The 16,567-nt window shown below is 68.0% G+C and carries 12 protein-coding genes; 3 read left to right on the top strand and 9 right to left on the bottom strand.

Annotated features, from left to right (window positions below; translation table 11 throughout):
- Positions 1–34: 34 nt before the first annotated feature.
- Positions 35–1,230, bottom strand: a protein-coding gene (locus B4E97_RS00075; protein WP_286958209.1) for an IS3 family transposase whose coding sequence is annotated in 2 segments (ribosomal slippage) — positions 35–943 and positions 946–1,230 — 1,194 coding nt in all. Because the reading frame shifts where the segments join, the coding sequence is not laid out codon by codon here.
- A 183-nt stretch (positions 1,231–1,413) separates the two neighbouring features.
- On the opposite strand from B4E97_RS00075, the gene B4E97_RS00070 reads away from it, so the two are divergent.
- On the top strand, positions 1,414–3,318 hold the full coding sequence (locus B4E97_RS00070) for an ATP-dependent nuclease (RefSeq protein WP_029212752.1): 1,905 nt from the start codon (positions 1,414–1,416) through the stop codon (positions 3,316–3,318).
- Positions 3,319–3,885: 567 nt separating this feature from the next.
- Here the strand turns inward: B4E97_RS00070 and B4E97_RS00065 are convergent.
- The 7 genes from B4E97_RS00065 to B4E97_RS00035 form a co-directional block, all read right to left on the bottom strand.
- Positions 3,886–6,285 carry a copper-transporting P-type ATPase gene (locus B4E97_RS00065; RefSeq protein ID WP_286957562.1) on the bottom strand — a complete coding sequence of 800 codons (2,400 nt, stop codon included), beginning with the start codon at positions 6,283–6,285 and terminating at the stop codon, positions 3,886–3,888.
- 61 nt (positions 6,286–6,346) lie between these two features.
- Positions 6,347–7,579, bottom strand: a complete 1,233-nt coding sequence (locus tag B4E97_RS00060; RefSeq protein ID WP_029212753.1) for a cytochrome D1 domain-containing protein — start codon at positions 7,577–7,579, stop codon at positions 6,347–6,349.
- A gap of 73 nt (positions 7,580–7,652) precedes the next feature.
- Positions 7,653–8,621, bottom strand: a complete 969-nt coding sequence (locus B4E97_RS00055; RefSeq protein WP_019287871.1) for a F510_1955 family glycosylhydrolase — start codon at positions 8,619–8,621, stop codon at positions 7,653–7,655.
- A gap of 69 nt (positions 8,622–8,690) precedes the next feature.
- Positions 8,691–10,217 carry a multicopper oxidase family protein gene (locus B4E97_RS00050; protein WP_019287870.1) on the bottom strand — a complete coding sequence of 509 codons (1,527 nt, stop codon included), beginning with the start codon at positions 10,215–10,217 and terminating at the stop codon, positions 8,691–8,693.
- A 157-nt stretch (positions 10,218–10,374) separates the two neighbouring features.
- Complete coding sequence (locus B4E97_RS00045; protein ID WP_019287869.1) at positions 10,375–10,629, bottom strand: hypothetical protein; 255 nt, start codon at positions 10,627–10,629, stop codon at positions 10,375–10,377.
- A 121-nt stretch (positions 10,630–10,750) separates the two neighbouring features.
- A complete protein-coding gene (locus B4E97_RS00040) occupies positions 10,751–11,830 on the bottom strand; it encodes a sensor histidine kinase (protein WP_286958208.1) in 1,080 nt (359 codons plus the stop codon).
- Positions 11,831–11,898: 68 nt separating this feature from the next.
- Positions 11,899–12,609 carry a response regulator transcription factor gene (locus tag B4E97_RS00035; RefSeq protein WP_019287867.1) on the bottom strand — a complete coding sequence of 237 codons (711 nt, stop codon included), beginning with the start codon at positions 12,607–12,609 and terminating at the stop codon, positions 11,899–11,901.
- 143 nt (positions 12,610–12,752) lie between these two features.
- On the opposite strand from B4E97_RS00035, the gene B4E97_RS00030 reads away from it, so the two are divergent.
- A complete protein-coding gene (locus B4E97_RS00030; RefSeq protein WP_019287866.1) occupies positions 12,753–12,992 on the top strand; it encodes a hypothetical protein in 240 nt (79 codons plus the stop codon).
- A gap of 213 nt (positions 12,993–13,205) precedes the next feature.
- On the opposite strand, the gene istB is transcribed toward B4E97_RS00030, so the two are convergent.
- Positions 13,206–13,967 carry an IS21-like element helper ATPase IstB gene (istB, locus tag B4E97_RS00025; RefSeq protein ID WP_029212756.1) on the bottom strand — a complete coding sequence of 254 codons (762 nt, stop codon included), beginning with the start codon at positions 13,965–13,967 and terminating at the stop codon, positions 13,206–13,208.
- 432 nt (positions 13,968–14,399) lie between these two features.
- On the opposite strand from istB, the gene B4E97_RS00020 reads away from it, so the two are divergent.
- Complete coding sequence (locus B4E97_RS00020; protein ID WP_205621900.1) at positions 14,400–16,562, top strand: NACHT domain-containing protein; 2,163 nt, start codon at positions 14,400–14,402, stop codon at positions 16,560–16,562.
- Positions 16,563–16,567: the final 5 nt, after the last annotated feature.

Genomic DNA, 16,567 nt, shown 5'->3' with positions numbered 1-16,567 from the left:
GGGACTGCTGCAGGGGTAGGTGACAGTTGGTGTGTCAGGCCGCGGGCGCGGTCTGAGGGGTGGTGGTGGCCATGATGGTCTCGTACTCGATGGGGGTCAATCGGCCGAGTCGGGCTTGACGACGACGCCGGTGGTAGGTCCGGTGGATCCAGGTGACGATCGCGGTCCGCAGCTGCTCACGGGTGGCCCAGCGGTGACGGTTCAGGACGTTCTTCTGCAGGAGCGCCCAGAAGCTCTCGATGGCTGCGTTGTCGGCGCACGTCGCGACGCGGCCCATGCTCCCGCGTAGCCCGTGACGGCGCAGCGCGGTGATGAATTTTGTTGACCTGAACTGCGATCCGCGGTCGGCGTGGACGATGCACCCGGCCACGGGCATGCCGGCCGCTGCGCGAGCGGCGACGGCGTTGTCCAGGGCGTTCACGGCCAGGCGGGCCTTCATGCGCGAGTCGATGGAGTATCCGACGATGCGCCCGGACCAGGCGTCCTTCATCGCGCACATGTACAGCTTGCCCTCACCGGTCTTGTGCTCGGTGATATCGGTGAACCACACCTGGTTGGGGCCGGTCGCCAAGGTGGTGAACTGGCGGTTGACGAGATCGTCATGCACCGGCGGTCCCGGCCGGCGGTGACGGCCCCTGCGGGGTTTGCCGAACACGCTCCACCAGCCGTTGTCCGAGCAGATCGCCCACGCCGTCCGGTCGGACATGACCTGCCCGCCGTGCTCGCGGGCTTCGTCGACCAGGAGCCGGTATCCGAACTCGGGGTCGTCACGGTGGGCGTCGAACAGCGCGTTCGCCCGGTACGCCTGCGCGCACTCGGCTGTGGTGACGGGGTTCTTGACCCATCGGTAGTAGGGCTGGCGGGCGATCTTGAGGACCCGGCACGTCACCACGACGGGGATCCCGTCGGCGGCGAGCTCACGGACGAGCGGGTACATCATTTTCCCGGCAGGTTCGCCTGGGAGAGGTACGCCGCCGCGCGGCGCAGGACCTCGTTCTCCTGCTCCAGCAACCGGATCCGCTTCTTCGCCTCGCGCAGTTGCTCATGCTCGGCCTGTGTGACACCGGGGCGGGTGCCGTCCTCGATCGCAGCGGCGGACATCCAGTTCGTCAGGCAGGACTCGCTGATCCCGAAATCCACCGCGATCGACTTCAACGTCACACCAGGCTCACGGTTGCGAGCCACGCGCACGACGTCCTCGCGGAACTCCTTGGGGTGGGGCTTGGGCATGAAGCACATCCTCTCCCGTGGCACCAGACGGCACCACAGATCGGCTGTCACCTACCCCTGCAGCAGTCCCGACCGCGAGTCACTGGGTTGGCCCCGTGAGTGCGGGAGCCAGGACCGCGCAGTTTGTCGGACCCCCGCCGTAGGCTTCGACTCAACAGGTTCGCGCAGAGGATGGGGTACACCATGAAGTTGCTGAAGGTGGCGATCCGTCGGTATCGCAGCATCGAGGAGATGGACGCGTTCGAGGTCGAGCCGGACGTGACCTGCCTCGTCGGGAAGAACGAGTCCGGCAAGACAGCGGTGCTCCAGGCGCTCAACAAGAGTCACTCTCACGACGGTGCCAGTTTCGATGAAGGGCTCGACTATCCCACGACGCGCACGAGCGAGAGGCGGAAGGCCGAGGGGAAAATGAAGGTCACTACCCTGACCTACCTCCTCGATGACGGCGATGTCCAGTCGGTGGAGGACTGGATGGGTGAGAGCGCGCTGTCATCCAGGACGATCACGGTGACGACGCTCTACGACGGCAGCAGCACTTGGGCAGTGGGGCTGGACGAGGAAGCCGTCGTACGTCATCTCGCGCGTGACCTTGACCTTCCCGCTGGTCCACAGAAGGCTGCCAAGGGCTCCAAATCGGTGAGCGGACTGGTTGAGGTCTTGGAGGGACTGGAGGACCCGAACACCGAGGCAACCGAGGTGCTGGCTCGGGTGGCCAAGTGGCGGAAGTCGTCTCCCATGCTGGGTGTGATCGACCTCCTGATTCAGCGACGCCCGAAGTTCGTCTACTTCGGTGAGTACGACTCCATGCCGGGCGAGATCAACGTGAAGGAACTCATCGCCCACCGTGACGCTGAAGACCTGAGCCGGGGCGAGCGCGCCTTTCTATCGCTGCTCCACTTGGCGAGCGTCGAGCCGGAGGACTTCATCAACCCGGAGAGCGACGAGCACCTCATCCGCGACGTGGAGAACGCCTCCAACGGGATCACAGAAGAGGTCTTCACCTACTGGTCGCAGAACACGAACCTGCGCGTCCAGTTGCGGGTAGGTAGTTCGACAACGGGTCCCTACCCAGGGCCGACGATCCAGATTCGGGTGCTCAACCAGAAGCACAACGTGACGGTCCCGTTCGATGAGCGCTCGCGCGGCTTCGTATGGTTCTTCTCGTTCCTCGCCTACTTCTCCGAGATCGAGCAGGAGTCGAGCCGTCCCCTGATCCTCCTGCTCGATGAGCCAGGCCTGAGTCTTCACGCAAAGGCGCAGGCAGACCTCCTGCGCTTCCTTGACGAGCGACTGGCTCCCGGGCACCAGGTGCTCTTCACGACGCACTCGCCGTTCATGGTCGACCCGCAGAGGATGCATCGCGTACGCACGGTGGAGGACCGCGAGGATGGCGGCACGACCGTCTCGGCAGACGTCCTGAAGGCTGACAGTGACACGGTGTTCCCACTCATGGCCGCGATGGGAGTCGACCTCACACAGACGCTGTGGGTGGGGCCCAACGTGCTTCTGGTCGAAGGGCCATCCGATGTGGTCTTCCTGACCCACCTCAGCGAAGCGCTGCGGTCGCAGGGTAGGGAGGGCCTCGATCCCCGCTGGGTAGTGACTCCCGGAGGCGGCATCTCGAAGTTGCCCTCCTTCCTCTCCCTCTTCGGGGCCAACAAGATGAACGTTGCGGTGCTGACGGACTCCTCGCCCAAGGAGGCCAAGACGATCCAGCGCCTGAAGGAACTGGGCCGTCTTGGGAACACGGGGATCGTCCAGGTGGGCGAAGTCCTCAACAAGCAGGAGGCTGACCTGGAGGACCTCTTCACTGATGCCGTCTATCTGAAGTTGGTCAACGAGTCATACCAAGGAGTTTTGAAGGGCCGTAAGGTTGTCGCCTCCGATATCCCCAAGGGAGACCGGCTCACCAGTCGAGTCCAGGAGTACTTTGCAGCGGAAGGCATCAACGGTGGACAGTTCAACCACTACGCCCCTGCGGGTGCCCTGATGCGCGGGGCGCTTGGCAAGGCGTCCCTGGCCACTTCGACGCTGGACCGGGCCGAGGAGTTGATGCGGCGACTCAACGCCTTCCTCCCCGTGGTTTGACCCCTCGCGCGGAGTCGCGCCACAGGAACGGTCAGCGAGAAGCCGTCACGCTGCCACCGAAGCCGTAGGTCCTGAGCTCGCGTGCAGGCTTCTTCGCGGGTGGGAGACCGAACACCCGTCGTGCCTCGTCCATCTCTCGCTCCCGCTTCGCGCGTGGACCCGCCACCTGTTCGGCATGCCCGCCGGGGCGGCCTGCGGCGAGGCGACTTTCCCTAATGGCGTCGCAACCTTCATCGACGCCTACCGCGCCGCTCTGGACTTCGGGCCAGCCTAGGTTGGCTATGTCAAGCCGAATTGGCCCCGCAATGACGGTGTGATTCGGCCCCACCTGAGAGACAGCAGGACCCACGGGATGCGCCTGTGTCTCGTGGCTCAGTCGGTGACGGGTGCGATCCCGACGCGCTGATTGTTCGCGATGAGCGGCGAGATCCCGCCCCGCGCTTCGCGCGGGCAACGTGCCCCGGGGCTGAGTTGCGGGGGGACGGGATCCGGACTTCATTGGTTGTAGCGCGGCTTGAGTCGGGTGCGTGACCCCCTGCGTTGTGCTCGACGGCCTGGTGAGGGGCGTCAGCGGACCCTCCGGAGGCGCAGTGCGTTCGTGATGACGCTGACGGAGGATAGGGCCATGGCGGCGGCGGCGATGATCGGAGAGAGGAGCCAGCCGAGGGTGGGGTAGAGGATGCCGGCGGCGAGGGGGATGCCGACGACGTTGTAGACGAAGGCGAAGACGAGGTTCTGGCGGATGTTGCGCATGGTGGCTCTGGAGAGCTGGCGGGCGCGGACGATGCCGGTGAGGTCGCCGCCGAGCAGGGTCAGTCCGGCAGACTCGATGGCGATGTCGGTGCCGGTGCCCATGGCGATGCCGACATCGGCGGCGGCGAGGGCGGGTGCGTCGTTGACGCCGTCTCCGGCCATGGCGACGACGTGGCCGGCGCCCTGGAGGCGTCGGACGACCTCGTGCTTCTGGTCGGGCAGGACGTCGGCCTCGACCTCGTCGATGCCGAGGCGGGCGGCGACGGCGCGGGCGGTGGTGGCATTGTCGCCGGTGAGCATGACCACGCGCAGGCCCTGGTCGTGGAGCTGGGTGATGGCCTGGGGTGTCGTGTCCTTGATCTCGTCTTCGATGGCAAACAGGGCTGCGGTGATGCCGTCGACAGCGAAGGCCACGACGGTGGCTCCGGTGGAGCGGAGCTGCTCGATCTGGTTGGTGATGTCGACAGTGTCGATGCCACGGGTGGCGAGGAAGGCCGGGCTACCGAGGGTCACGGCGTTTCCGTCGACGCTTGCTGTGACGCCGCCGCCGGGGTGGGCGGTGAAGTCTGTGACGAGCAGGGGGTGGGCGGGCGTGGGCGCTGCCGTGGCGATGGCGCGGGCGAGGGGGTGCTCGGACCCGGCCTCGGCGGCCGCAGCGAGCCCGAGGGCTCGCTCGGGGGCCATGCCGGTCAGGGAGAGGGTCGTGGTGAGGGAGGGGCGACCTCGGGTGAGGGTGCCGGTCTTGTCGACGACAACGGTGTCGACCTTCTCCATGCGTTCCAGGGCCGCGGCGTTCTTCACGAGGACGCCCTCACTGGCTCCACGCCCGACGCCGACCATGACCGACATGGGGGTGGCGAGGCCGAGGGCGCATGGGCACGCGATGATCAGGACGGATACGGCGACGACGATCGCGTAGGTCAGGCGCGGCTGGGGGCCGACGAGCAGCCAGACGACGAACGAGGCCACGGCCACGAGGATCACGGCGGGAACGAACCAGGCGGCGACGCGGTCGGCGAGGCCCTGGATCGGTGCGCGAGAGCGCTGGGCCTGGGCGACCATGGCGACGATGCGGGACAGGACGGAGTCGGCCCCGAGGCCGGTGGCCTCGATGACGAGGGAGCCGCCCTGGGCGATCGTCCCGCCGACGACAGCTTCGCCGGTCGACTTCTCGACGGGGACGGGCTCACCGGTGATCATGGACTCGTCGACGAAGGCGGCTCCGCTGGCGACGATTCCGTCGACGGGGACCTTCTCGCCGGGGCGGACACGGACCTGGTCACCGGTATGGAGCTCGTCGATGGCGACCTCAACCTCGGTGCCGTCGGGGCCGACCCGGCGCGCGGTGGCGGGGGCCAGCTCGAGGAGGGCGCGGATGGCGCCGGAGGTCTTCTCCCGGGCGCGCAGCTCGAGGACCTGGCCGACGAGGACAAGGGCGACGATGACGGCGGCGGCCTCGAAGTACACACCGATGGTGCCGTCCACCTGACGCAGGGTGGGTGGGAAGAGGCCCGGCGCGAGGACGGCGACGACGCTATAGAGCCACGCCATGGACACGCCGAGGGCGACCAGGGTGAACATGTTGAGCGAGCGGGCCCGCACCGAGGCGACGCCCCGAACGAAGAAGGGCCAGCCGGCCCACCACACAGCGGGGACGGACAGGGCGAGCTGGACCCACTGCCAGGTACGCCCCTCCATGAGCATCGATGGGCCGGCGAGCAGGTGCGGGGCCATCGCGACGACCAGGATGACCAGGGACAGCGGGGCCGCCACCCACAGCCGGCGCGTCATGTCGCGCAGCTCGGGGCTGGGGCCGTCGTCGAGGCTCACGGTGACGGGCTCGAGGGCCATCCCGCAGATCGGGCACGAGCCAGGTGCGTCACGCCGGATCTCGGGGTGCATCGGGCACGTGTACTCCACGTCCGCGGTTATGGCCGGACTCCCGGCGGACGGCGGAGTCTGCGTGGCTGCGTCGCCGTGGTCCGTGGGCTGAGGAGCGCTGGCACCGTGGTGGTGCTCATGGGATGCGTCGCCGTCTCCGGCCGCGTCGTCGGCGCTGGCGGCGACGAGGTTCATGCCGCATCGGGGGCACCGGCCGGGAACGTCGCGGGGGACGTCCGGGTGCATCGGGCAGGTGTAGCGTCCGCGCCCCGACCCCTCATCCGTCATCAGGGACGTCGCGTCTGGGTCGTTCTCGTGGTCGTGGCTGGTCATGACCGCTCCTTGGTCGCGTGAGTACCCGTGTCAACCGGATACCCCATGGGGGTATTTCGCGTCAGTGGTGGCCGTCGTGTCCGTTATTGCCAGGGGCCATCGTCACGGCGACGTCGGGGCGGGGCGTGACGACGGTGCTGGAGTAGCTGATGCCGTTGGGGCCGGCCTTGACGGGGATCGTGGCGGTGACGGCGAGGGTCGTGAGGTCGATCGCGGAGACGGAGTCGGCGTAGGTGTTCGTGACGAAGGCGTAGCGACCGTTCGGGGCGATCACGATGCCGTGGGCGCCCTTCCCTGTCGTGATCGTCTTCGTCACGGTGAGGGTCTTCGTGTCGACGACCGAGACGGTGTCGCCCGGCTTGTCCTGCGTGCCCTGGTTCGCGACGAGGACGTACCGGTCGTCGGGGGTGACGAAGGTCTGGATGGGGCCGGGGCCGACCGGGACCGTACCGACGAGCGTGCGGGAGGCCAGGTCGACCTTCGCGAGCTTGTTCTCGCCGCTCAGGGACGCGTACACGAACCTCCCGTCGGGGGAGAAGGCGACCTGGGCGGGTGCCTTGCCGACCTCGACGGTGCCGGCCACCTTCCGGGAGGCGGTGTCGATGACGCTCAGAGTGGTGCGGCCCATGTCGGCGACGACGAGGGTCTTGCCGTCCGGGCTGAGCCGCATGCCGTGCGCCTTGGGGCCGACAGGGATGGTCGCGACGACCTTCATCTGCATGGCGTCGATGACGGAGATGGTGCCGTCACCGGAGTTCGACACGTACGCGGTCATGCCGTCCGCGCTGGCGACGACGTGCGCCGGGTGGGACCCGACCTTGACGACGCCGTGCTGCGCGAGGGACGCGGCGTCGAGCATGACGGCCGATCCGCCGCTGCTGCTGCTCGTCGCCCAGATCATCGGCATCGAGGTCATGGCCTGGACGTTGTGCGGACCGGGGACGCCGGTCACCGTCGAGGCGACCTTCAGCGTCGCCGCGTCGATGACGCTCAGGCTCGATCCCTTCTCGTCCGCGACCCAGATCGACCCGGTCAGCCCGGTCTTCGACGCCGGCGACGCGGGGGTGGACGAGGTCGTGCCCGACGGGCCCGTCGAGTCGGATGAGGACAGCGGCATGGACATGGTCGTCGAGGCGGAGGCTGCGGCAGCCGTCGACGATGCCGGTGACGTCGGCGATCCGATGGTCGACGAGGTGGAGCCGGGTCCGTTCGTGCCACCGCAGGCGGCCAGGAGCGCGAGCACGGGTGCGGCGAGAGCGATCGTGAGGGCGGTTCGGCGAGAGCGCGAGGTCATGAGCGTCCTTGGGGTGAGGTGGGATGGCGGGCCGGAGCGCACGTCGGTCCGCGGCGATCGGGGTGGAGCGGCGTCAGGCAGGGTGGGTCGTCTTTCCACCGTCGGTCGAGGAGACGACGCCCTGGGCGGTGGCGACGAGGATCTCGCCGGACGCGGTGACGGCGAAGGCGACCGGCTGGGAGACCGTGACACCGGTCGCCGCCCAGGTGGTGCCGCCGTCGTGGCTGGCGGTGAGGGCGCCGTCGGAAGCGAGCCCGTACACCATGCCGTCGGACGCGAACCCGGCCAGGGCCGGTTGGGTTCCTGATGCCTCGGCCCACGTCGCGCCTCGGTCGGTGCTGGTCAGGGCGCCCTGTCGGGTCGTGGCGATGATCCTCGTGCCGTCGGGCGAGACCGCCAGCCCGAAGGGTGCTGCGGGGATCTGAACGTCGGTCCAGGACTTCGCGTCGGTGCTGATGCGCAGCCGGCCGTCGAAGCCTGCGATGAGGCCCTTGCCCGCGCCGAGCGCGTGGAAGTCCGACTCACCGGCCCGCGACATCGACGTCCATGTCTTCCCCTGGTCCGTCGACTGCAGGAGCCCGACCGGGTTCGGCAGGTCGGAGCCCTGTCCGGGGTGGCCCGAGGCATAGAGCGTCGGACCGACCGCGACGAAGCCCATGAGGTCGACCGACGGCGACACCTTCTCCCAACCGCCGGGCGTCCCCCGGTAGGCGCCGTCGTGAGTGGCGAGCAGGATCGTGCCGTCGCCGGCACGCGTGAGCCCGTGGACGTGCTCGCCGGGCAGTGCGCCCTGCGGGGCCCGGACGGGCACCGCGGCCGTCGGTGCGGTCGACGCACCGGTCCCACCGCTGGTTGCCGCAGCAGCTGGCTGCGTACCGGACGAACCAGCCGGGCGCTCCGCCGAGGTCGGCGGAGCGGCGCCCTGCACGGATGTCGATGTCGTCGGGGCGGTCGAGCCGGGGTCGGCCGAGCCGCCGCACGCCGTGACGAGCGCAACCACGGGCACAGCAGCCGTGAGCGCGAGGGCGAGGTGTCGGGGCATGATCCGGATGTCTTTCGTGAGCGGTGGGTCGGCCCGATCGCAGGGTCGGGGCCGGGGGCTGGGTGGGCCTCAGGCGTAGCGAAGACTGGTCATCATGCCGAGCTCTGCGTGGTAGATGTTGTGGCAGTGGTACATCCACGTGCCGGGGTTGTCGGCTTGCAGGTCGGCCTCGACGGTCTGCATGGGCAGGACGAGGACGGTGTCCTTGCGCAGCCCGCCGCTGGCGGGCAGGGCCCAGGTGTGGCCGTGGATGTGCATGGGGTGGGCCATCATCGTCATGTTCGTCATCCGCATCCGCAGCCGCTCTCCCTCGCGCACCTGCATGGGTGTGTCCTCGCCGAACTTTTTGCCGTTGATGCCCCACGCGTAGGGCTTCATCTGCCCGTTGAGCTGGACATCGACCGTGCGGGCGGGGTCCTTCGAGGACAGCTTCGCGGCGTCGGCCGCGGTTAGCGAGGTCCCGACGAGAGCGGCACCGGCAAGCTCGGAGACCGGGGTCGATGGGGTTGGGGCTGTACCGGCACCCGTGCGGACCACGGCGAGGGCGGGTGTGCCCTTCTTTCCCTCGGGCGCGGCGGCGAGGGGGAAGGCGCCGTCGGCGAGGGTGACGAGGACGTCGTAGCGCTCTCCCATCGCGATGTACAGGGCCTTGGTGTCCTGCGGCTGGACGGCGTAGCCGTCGGAGTGCGTCACCGTCATCGTGTGCCCGCCGAGAGCGACCTTGAAGATCGTGTCGGAGCCGGCGTTGATGAACCGGATGCGGACCTTCTGGCCGGGCTTGGCGGTGAAGGTCCTGGGGGCGGCGGGGATCCGCCCGTTGATCAGGTAGTGCGGGTACGCGATGTCGCCCGCGTCCCCGAGCGGGGAGGCCATGCCGTGGTCCATGCCGGACATGTCGTGGTTCATGCCCGTCGAGATCGGGCCGGTCTTGGCCTGGAAGTCGGCGAGGATCGTGTCGGGGTTCTTCCCGCCGGGGATGCCGTCGGTCCAGTCGTCGAGGACGACGACCCACTCGGCGTCGTAGCCGCCCTTGTCCTTGGGGTCGTCGATGACGAGTGGTGCGTACAGGCCGCGGTCGATCTGGACGCCGGTGTGCGGGTGGAAGAAGTAGGTGCCCGCGTCGGGGGCCTCGAACTCGTACAGGTAGCGCGCGCCCTTCGCGATGGGCTGCTGGGTGACGCCGGGCACGCCGTCGGCGACGTTGCGGACCCGGATGCCGTGCCAGTGGACGCTCGTGTCGCTGGGCAGCTGGTTGTCGACGGTGATGCGCAGCAGGTCGCCCGCGGAGGCACGGAAGGGGGCGGTGCCGAGCTCGTCGGTGTACGCCCAGGTGTTCGCGTGGATGCCGCCGAGGTCGAGCGTCACGGGGCGCGGACGAAGGGTGGCGGTGACGACCTTCTGGCCGGGCTTGGGGGTCAGGGGCGTCGCGGTGGGGATGGCGCCCATGGCGTGCCCGGTGCTCGCGCTGCTCGTCGTCGCGCCGCCCATGCCGGGCATGTCGCCCATCGACGAGCCCGACGAGCAGGCGGCGAGGGCTCCGAGGCTAGCGAGGCCGAAGCCACCGGCGAGGATCTGGCGACGAGTGAGTGCGGTCATGTCATCACCGTGGAGGGCAGGTGTTCACGTTCCCCTGGGCTTGTCATGAAGGTTCGATGAAGATCGCCGGACCCCTTCGGGACGGGGACGCCGCTGCCGGCCCCCGGGCAGGTGTCCTGGGGCCGGAAGCAGCGGGTGCCGAGCCGGTCGGCAGTGGTCAGTGCGTGTGCGGCAGGTGCGAACCGCGCACGTCGGTGGACGCACCCTCACGGGCTGCGTCGGCCGGTCCGGATGTCGACGGGTGGCCGTGCTGGTGGCCGCCCATGATCATCATGACCATGTGCAGTGGGCAGCTCAGGACCAGGGCGGTGATGATCGCGTCGGAGACGGGCCGCCCGAGCGCGAGCAGCACACCGGCGATGACGACGGCGGGGGCGAACATGAGAAGCATGTGACGGGTCGAGGTCTGCATCGTGCTCTCCTTCGAGGAGCGGGTGGATTCGCCGAAGCGGTGTCCCTACCCTCTGGCTGCCGTGCCGGGGGTCTCGTCGTCGTGGGACGAAGAAACGATGAAGACCGCGACGGCGCGCACGCTACGAACCAACTGCCGCGGCCGGCAGGGTCAGCACGAAGGTCGCGCCGTGGCCCGGACCCCGGCTGTGCGCGGTCAAGGTGCCGCCGTGGGCGACGGCGATGGCCCTCGAGATCGACAACCCGACCCCCGTGCCCGTCTGGCTGTCGTGGGGGCGGCTCGTGTCGGCCCGGTAGAACCGCTCGAACAGATGCGCCAGATCGTGGGCATCGATGCCGATGCCCGTGTCCTTCACGACGATCCGCACCCACTCACCGGCATCGGCGGGGATGTCGGCGCTGGCGTTGACCTGACCACCCGAGGGAGTGTGCTGCAAGGCATTGCGCAGCAGGTTGTCGACGACCTGACCGACCCGGGCACGATCGGCACGCACGAGCGCACGGCGGCCGGATGCCGTACCGCTGTCGATGTCGAGGACGACCCCGGCGTCGGTGTACTGGGGGCCGAAGGCGCGCCCCGAGGCCGCGAGGACCTCGCTCAGGTCGACGAGCTCCCGGTGCAGGTCCAGGCGTCCCTCCTCCGCGGCGGACACGTCCTTGATGTCCGAGGCGAGTCGGGTCAGACGGCTCAGCTGGTCGTGAAAGACCGACACGGTGTGCTCGTCGAGGTCGACGAAGCCGTCCTCGAGCGCCTCCACCGTCACCCGCAGGCTCGCGATCGGTGTCCGCATCTCGTGGGCCAAGTCGGTGAGCATCCGGCGCCGTGCCTGCTCCGAGGCCGCGATCCGTTCCGCCATGTCGTTGAAGGCCTCCGTGACGGCATCGAGCTCTCGGCTACCCCCCACAGCCGGCACCGGCTGGTTGTACACCCCATGCCCGACCCGCTCGGCGCCATCTACGAGGGCGTCGAGGTGCCGGCCCAGCCCGCGGGTCAGCAGCCCGCTGACGACGACCGCGCCAAGAACCGCGATGATGACGCCGGCGCCGAGACCGACCACACCGGCATCACGAAAGGCCGTCTCAGCATGGTCGAGAACACCTGGCTGCTTATCGTGGCCCGCCTCGCGCATGTGCAGGTCGAACAGCGGCGGCGCGACCAGTGCGGCCACGACGACGACCGACAACGCCATCGCCGCGACCACGACCCCCTGAGCCATGACGAGCCGTCGGGACAGGGGCATGGCCCGGCGCCCCGGCCGGACCGGCGCCACTAGCCCTGCCCCATCCGGTAGCCCACGCCGCGCACCGTCCGCACAAAGCGAGAGTTTGCGGAATCGTCGCCCAGTTTCCTCCGCAGGTGAGCGACGTGGACATCGACGAGGTGCTCGTCCCCGACCCAGTCGACACCCCAGATCTCGTCGATGAGCTGCCGACGGTTCCACACGAGATTCGGTCGCGCAGACAACGCGTCCAGCACGTCGAACTCCGTTCGGGTCAGACCCACCTCGGATCCCGCGACGGTGACCTCGCGGGCCCCCGGATCGAGGATCAGCTCGCCGAATACCCGGCGAGCCTGCCCGACAGAACGGCCCGATGACGCGGCGCGTGGCCTCCTCAGCAGCACCTGAACCCGCGCCACGAGCTCACGCGCGCTGAACGGCTTCGTCATGTAGTCGTCCGCCCCGACCGACAGGCCCACCAGGGTGTCGACCTCGTCCGTCCGTGCCGTGAGCATCAACACGTAACAGTCCGTGAAGGTCCGCACCTGACGGCACACCTCAACCCCGTCCAGGCCCGGAAGCCCCAGGTCGAGGACGATCACCTCAGGCGACCAAGACCTGGCAACCTCCACGGCGCTGAGCCCGTCACCAATCGATCGGGCCTCCATCCCGGCTCGCGACAGATAGTTCACCACCGTTCCCGCGAGAACGGGTTCGTCCTCGACGACGAGGACGCGGGTGCTGGTCGGTTCGGTGGTCATGGCGCCAGTGTGGCCGGAGCTCGAGTGGTGGCCAACATGCTCGGACCGATCTTGAGCAGTTCTTCATACGGTCCCGGTACGAACTCCACCTGCAACGCATTCGATAGGTCCATCGACACGCCCGTCGACCGGAAGGAGAGGCCATGTTCACCACGATGTTTCACGAGATGTCCTGGGGCTGGGTATTCATGATGACGATGATGCTCCTGTTCTGGGGCGGGATCGCCGCGCTCGTCTACTGGTTGGTGACCGCGCCCGGCGAGCGAGCCACGGCCACCGCCACGTCGACCGCGTTGGCCGTCCTCGACGAGCGGTACGCCCGGGGCGACATCGACGAGACGGAATGGCGCCACCGCAGAGCCGCCCTCGATGGGAAGGAATGACCCGCCCCTGCGCGTCGTGTGCGGTCGGTCGATGGTGCCGGCGGCACACGTCGCGCAGGGCTCGCGCACTGACAGATTTGATGCACGTGAAGGCCCCATACGGGGGGCCAGTCGTGTTGGAGACGGGTACGGCGAGCCCCCGCCCCGGCTGGTCAGACCCACGGGGGCGGTAGCCGCCCCGCGGCGGCTACCGCCAGCGGGGAGTGGGCGGTGTCAGCCGACCTGATTGCGTGCGCGGGTGTGGGCGAGTCGGTAGGAGTGGGTGCCGGTTTCGATGATGGTGCCGTTGTAGGTGAGGCGGTCGACGATGGCTGCGCACAGGCGGGGGTCGGTGAAGGTGTCGGTCCAGCCGGAGAAGGACTGGTTGGAGGCGATGGCGATGGCGTTCTTCTCTTCGCGTTCGGTGAGGACTTGGAAGAGGAGCTCGGCGCCGCGTCGGTCGAGTTCCATGTAGCCGAGCTCGTCGATGAGCAGGAGGTCGACGCGGCCGTAGCGGGCGATGGTCTTGGCGAGCTGTTTGTCGTCGGCGGCTTCGACGAGCTCGTTCACCAGCCTGGTGGCGAGGGTGTAGCGGACGCGGTAGCCCTGTTCGGCGGCCGCGGTTCCCAGGCCGATGAGCAGGTGGGACTTGCCGGTGCCGGAGTCCCCGATGAGGCACAGGGGGTCGCCGCGGCGGATCCAGTCGCCGGTGGCGAGTTCGTGGATGGTGGCGGGGTTGATCGCGGGGTTGGCGGTGAAGTCGAAGTCGGCGAGCCACTTGTCGCGGGGGAACCCGGCTGCTTTGACCCGGCGTGCGCTGGAGCGGCGGTCGCGGTCGTCGACCTCGGCCAGGAGGAGCTCGGCGAGGAAGCCTTGGTAGGTGAGCTGTTCTTTCGTCGCGACGGCGAGGGCTTCGTCGACGACGGCGCGCACGGTGGGGAGGCGCAGGCGGCGGCAGGCTTGGTCGATCGCGGCGATCGCTGCTTCTTCGGTCAGTCCGCGCCGTCGGCGCAGGTTCCGGCTGGCGTGGACCGAGTGCGGGCCGGCCGTGGGCCCGGGCCGCGAGCCGGACGCCGCGGCGGCTGAGGTCGCTGTGGGGGGTGTGGAAGGTGTGCTGGTCGGGGTCATGGGGTTCCTGTCCTGGCAGATGCGGGATCGCCGAGGCGCGTGCACAGTTTGGGGAAGGGTTCACAGACGCTTGGCAGCGTCGGTGGAGCCGCCACATACCTGTTGGAGGACCCAGCACTTTGCACTCTCGTTCGTGGCGCGCCGGGGCAAGGCAAGTCGACCCTCAGCCAGTACGTGTGCCAAGTACACCGCAACTCGTTCGTTCCCGAGGGGCAAGCGCTCGATTCCTTGCCGAAGCTTGAGCATCCGCGCTTCCCTGTACGCCTGGACCTGAGCGACTATGCGCTCTGGCTCGGGGGCATGGACCCGTGGGACAACCCCGAGAGCGGTAGCCTGCGCAAGAAGAGAGCACCGCGGGGTCGGGAGGCGACGGTTGAGTGCTTCATTGCTGACCTCCTTGCTCACGAGAGTGGTGGTCTCACCGTGGGGGCGCAGACTGTGCAGGACATCTTTGATCGCGTGCCCAGCCTCGTCATGTTGGACGGTCTCGACGAAGTTGGCAGCGTTACTCTGCGCCGCAGAGTTGTCCAAGAGATCGATAAGTTCGTTGATCGCGGGAGCGCCAGCCCCAACCCACCGAAGGTAGTGGTCACAACTCGACCCAGCGCCGGTGAACTCCCCGAGCCGTCACCCCAGCGGTTCGAGATCTTGGCCCTGAATCAACTCACCGTCGAGCAACGGAACTCCTATCTGCGTAAGTGGTGCGGGGTACGTGGTATCCAGGGGAGGGAAGGTCGCTCACTTCGGACTAGCTTCAAGGAGAAAAGCAGCGAGCCGTACATCAATGAGCTGGCTGGCAACCCGATGCAGCTGACGATTCTGCTTGATCTGCTTCACGAGCAAGGTGCGGCCACTCCCACCCAACGGACCGACCTATACGACAAGTACGTCGACCTCCTACTGGCCAGAGAGGCCAACAAGCATCCCAAGTCGGTCCGGGAGCACAAAGAGGAACTGCTCGAGATCATCCCGTTCCTGGGATGGTACATCCATGCGCACACCGAGGACTCACAGATCAACGGCCGGATGAGTGTCGATGAACTCAAGGCGGCCATGCAGCACTTCCAGCGAACTTACGGCAATCGTGAGTCCATCGTGGACCAACTCTTCGAGGGGGCCAGCGACCGCTTGTGGGCCTTGACCAGCAAGGTTGATGGGACCTACGAGTTCGAGGTCCTCTCACTGCGCGAGTACTTCGCCGCACGGTTCCTCTACCTGTACGCGGGCGAGGGCTCGAAAGACTTCGACCGCGCCGACGTCCTACGTGAGTTGCTCAGGCGGCCCTTCTGGCTCAACACAGTGCGGTTCTACGGCGGAAATGCGAAGGGCCACGAGATCTACGCACTCACGGCCGGGATTGAGGAGGAGCTCAAGACAAGCGCAACCCCCGCGTCCTTCCTTGCGGCATGGGCGTTGCTCACCGATGGCGTGTTCCTACGCCGCCCACGGGAAGCGCGCAAGGTGATCGCGGCCGTCTGCTCCGATGTGGGGTGCGAGGTGCTGCTGTCGGCTCTGGACCGTCATGACATCGTCGCGCTCCCGGAGATGCCTGATTTGCCGGAAGAAGACGGCCCAGACCCCACTTGGGCCAGGCTCACGTCCTTGATCCGTCAGGATCCAGGTGACGGCGACAATCATCAGCGGGTCCGTGTCCTGCGCGAGCTGCTCGGCCGCCGAGGTGACTTCGACGCCTGGTGGTGCGAGCAGACAGCGGCGGCCATCGGCACTCCTCAGCAGGATTCCTGGTTCAAACTCGGCGGCGATTGCGAAGCCGGCGCGGGGAAGCCAGCAGCATTTGAGAAAGTCGAGCTCAGCCCTGGGACGGCCGAACTCATCCTCAGTACCGGGCTCGTCCCCAAACCGGGAGGCGAGCTGGAGTCGGCGCTACTTGACGCTGTGCTGGACGGGGAATGCCCCGACGTCACCTCGACGCGGTCGTTTCCCGCGCAAGTCGCAGTCGCACTGTCGCCGCGAGGGTTCTTGGCCAGCTCTGCGAGTGCTTTCGGCGACGGCGATGAGCAATCAGCCAGGCGGAGGAGCGAGGCGCTCAAGCAGCTCGGGCGAGCAGGTTCCGAGTACTCGGAGATCGCCAAGAAGCGAGCTTTCAAGGCTGGGCACAAGGGCAGCACTTTCCCCTGGTCCGAGTCAGCGGCGGCGCTTTACTCGCATGCCCGTCGATGCTGGCTCGCTTCGGAGATCGCAATCATCGGCGCGGCCTCGCCTTTCCGAGAGGGGTACACGAGGAGGCCTGGCTCGACGCCGTTCGGCACGGCGGCGGATCCGTCCGAACTGTTGGCGCAGTCGCGTGCTAACCAGAGCAATGCTCGTTGGTGGAAGGAGCAACGCGAAGCGGTTGACGACGAGCTGGGGATGGCCGAGTGGGCACTCGCTGTCTGGTGCGTGGCATCCAGCGAGGTCGTGACAGAACTGCTGCCGACGCTGAAAGCGGCTCTTCCGACCTGAGTGTG

Source organism: Arsenicicoccus sp. UBA7492 (assembly GCF_002479615.1).
In the GTDB taxonomy this organism is placed as follows: domain Bacteria; phylum Actinomycetota; class Actinomycetes; order Actinomycetales; family Dermatophilaceae; genus Arsenicicoccus; species Arsenicicoccus bolidensis.
This window is presented reverse-complemented; position numbering and strand designations above follow the sequence as displayed.

What these genes read in the sequence shown, in the direction of transcription:
- B4E97_RS00020 (WP_205621900.1), top strand. Translation starts at nt 14,400, where the DNA reads ATGGACCCGTGGGACAACCCCGAGAGCGGTAGCCTGCGCAAGAAGAGA.
- B4E97_RS00050 (WP_019287870.1), bottom strand. Translation starts at nt 10,217, where the DNA reads ATGACCGCACTCACTCGTCGCCAGATCCTCGCCGGTGGCTTCGGCCTC.
- B4E97_RS00055 (WP_019287871.1), bottom strand. Translation starts at nt 8,621, where the DNA reads ATGCCCCGACACCTCGCCCTCGCGCTCACGGCTGCTGTGCCCGTGGTT.
- B4E97_RS00070 (WP_029212752.1), top strand. Translation starts at nt 1,414, where the DNA reads ATGAAGTTGCTGAAGGTGGCGATCCGTCGGTATCGCAGCATCGAGGAG.
- B4E97_RS00030 (WP_019287866.1), top strand. Translation starts at nt 12,753, where the DNA reads ATGTTCACCACGATGTTTCACGAGATGTCCTGGGGCTGGGTATTCATG.
- B4E97_RS00045 (WP_019287869.1), bottom strand. Translation starts at nt 10,629, where the DNA reads ATGCAGACCTCGACCCGTCACATGCTTCTCATGTTCGCCCCCGCCGTC.
- B4E97_RS00060 (WP_029212753.1), bottom strand. Translation starts at nt 7,579, where the DNA reads ATGACCTCGCGCTCTCGCCGAACCGCCCTCACGATCGCTCTCGCCGCA.
- B4E97_RS00035 (WP_019287867.1), bottom strand. Translation starts at nt 12,609, where the DNA reads ATGACCACCGAACCGACCAGCACCCGCGTCCTCGTCGTCGAGGACGAA.
- B4E97_RS00065 (WP_286957562.1), bottom strand. Translation starts at nt 6,285, where the DNA reads ATGACCAGCCACGACCACGAGAACGACCCAGACGCGACGTCCCTGATG.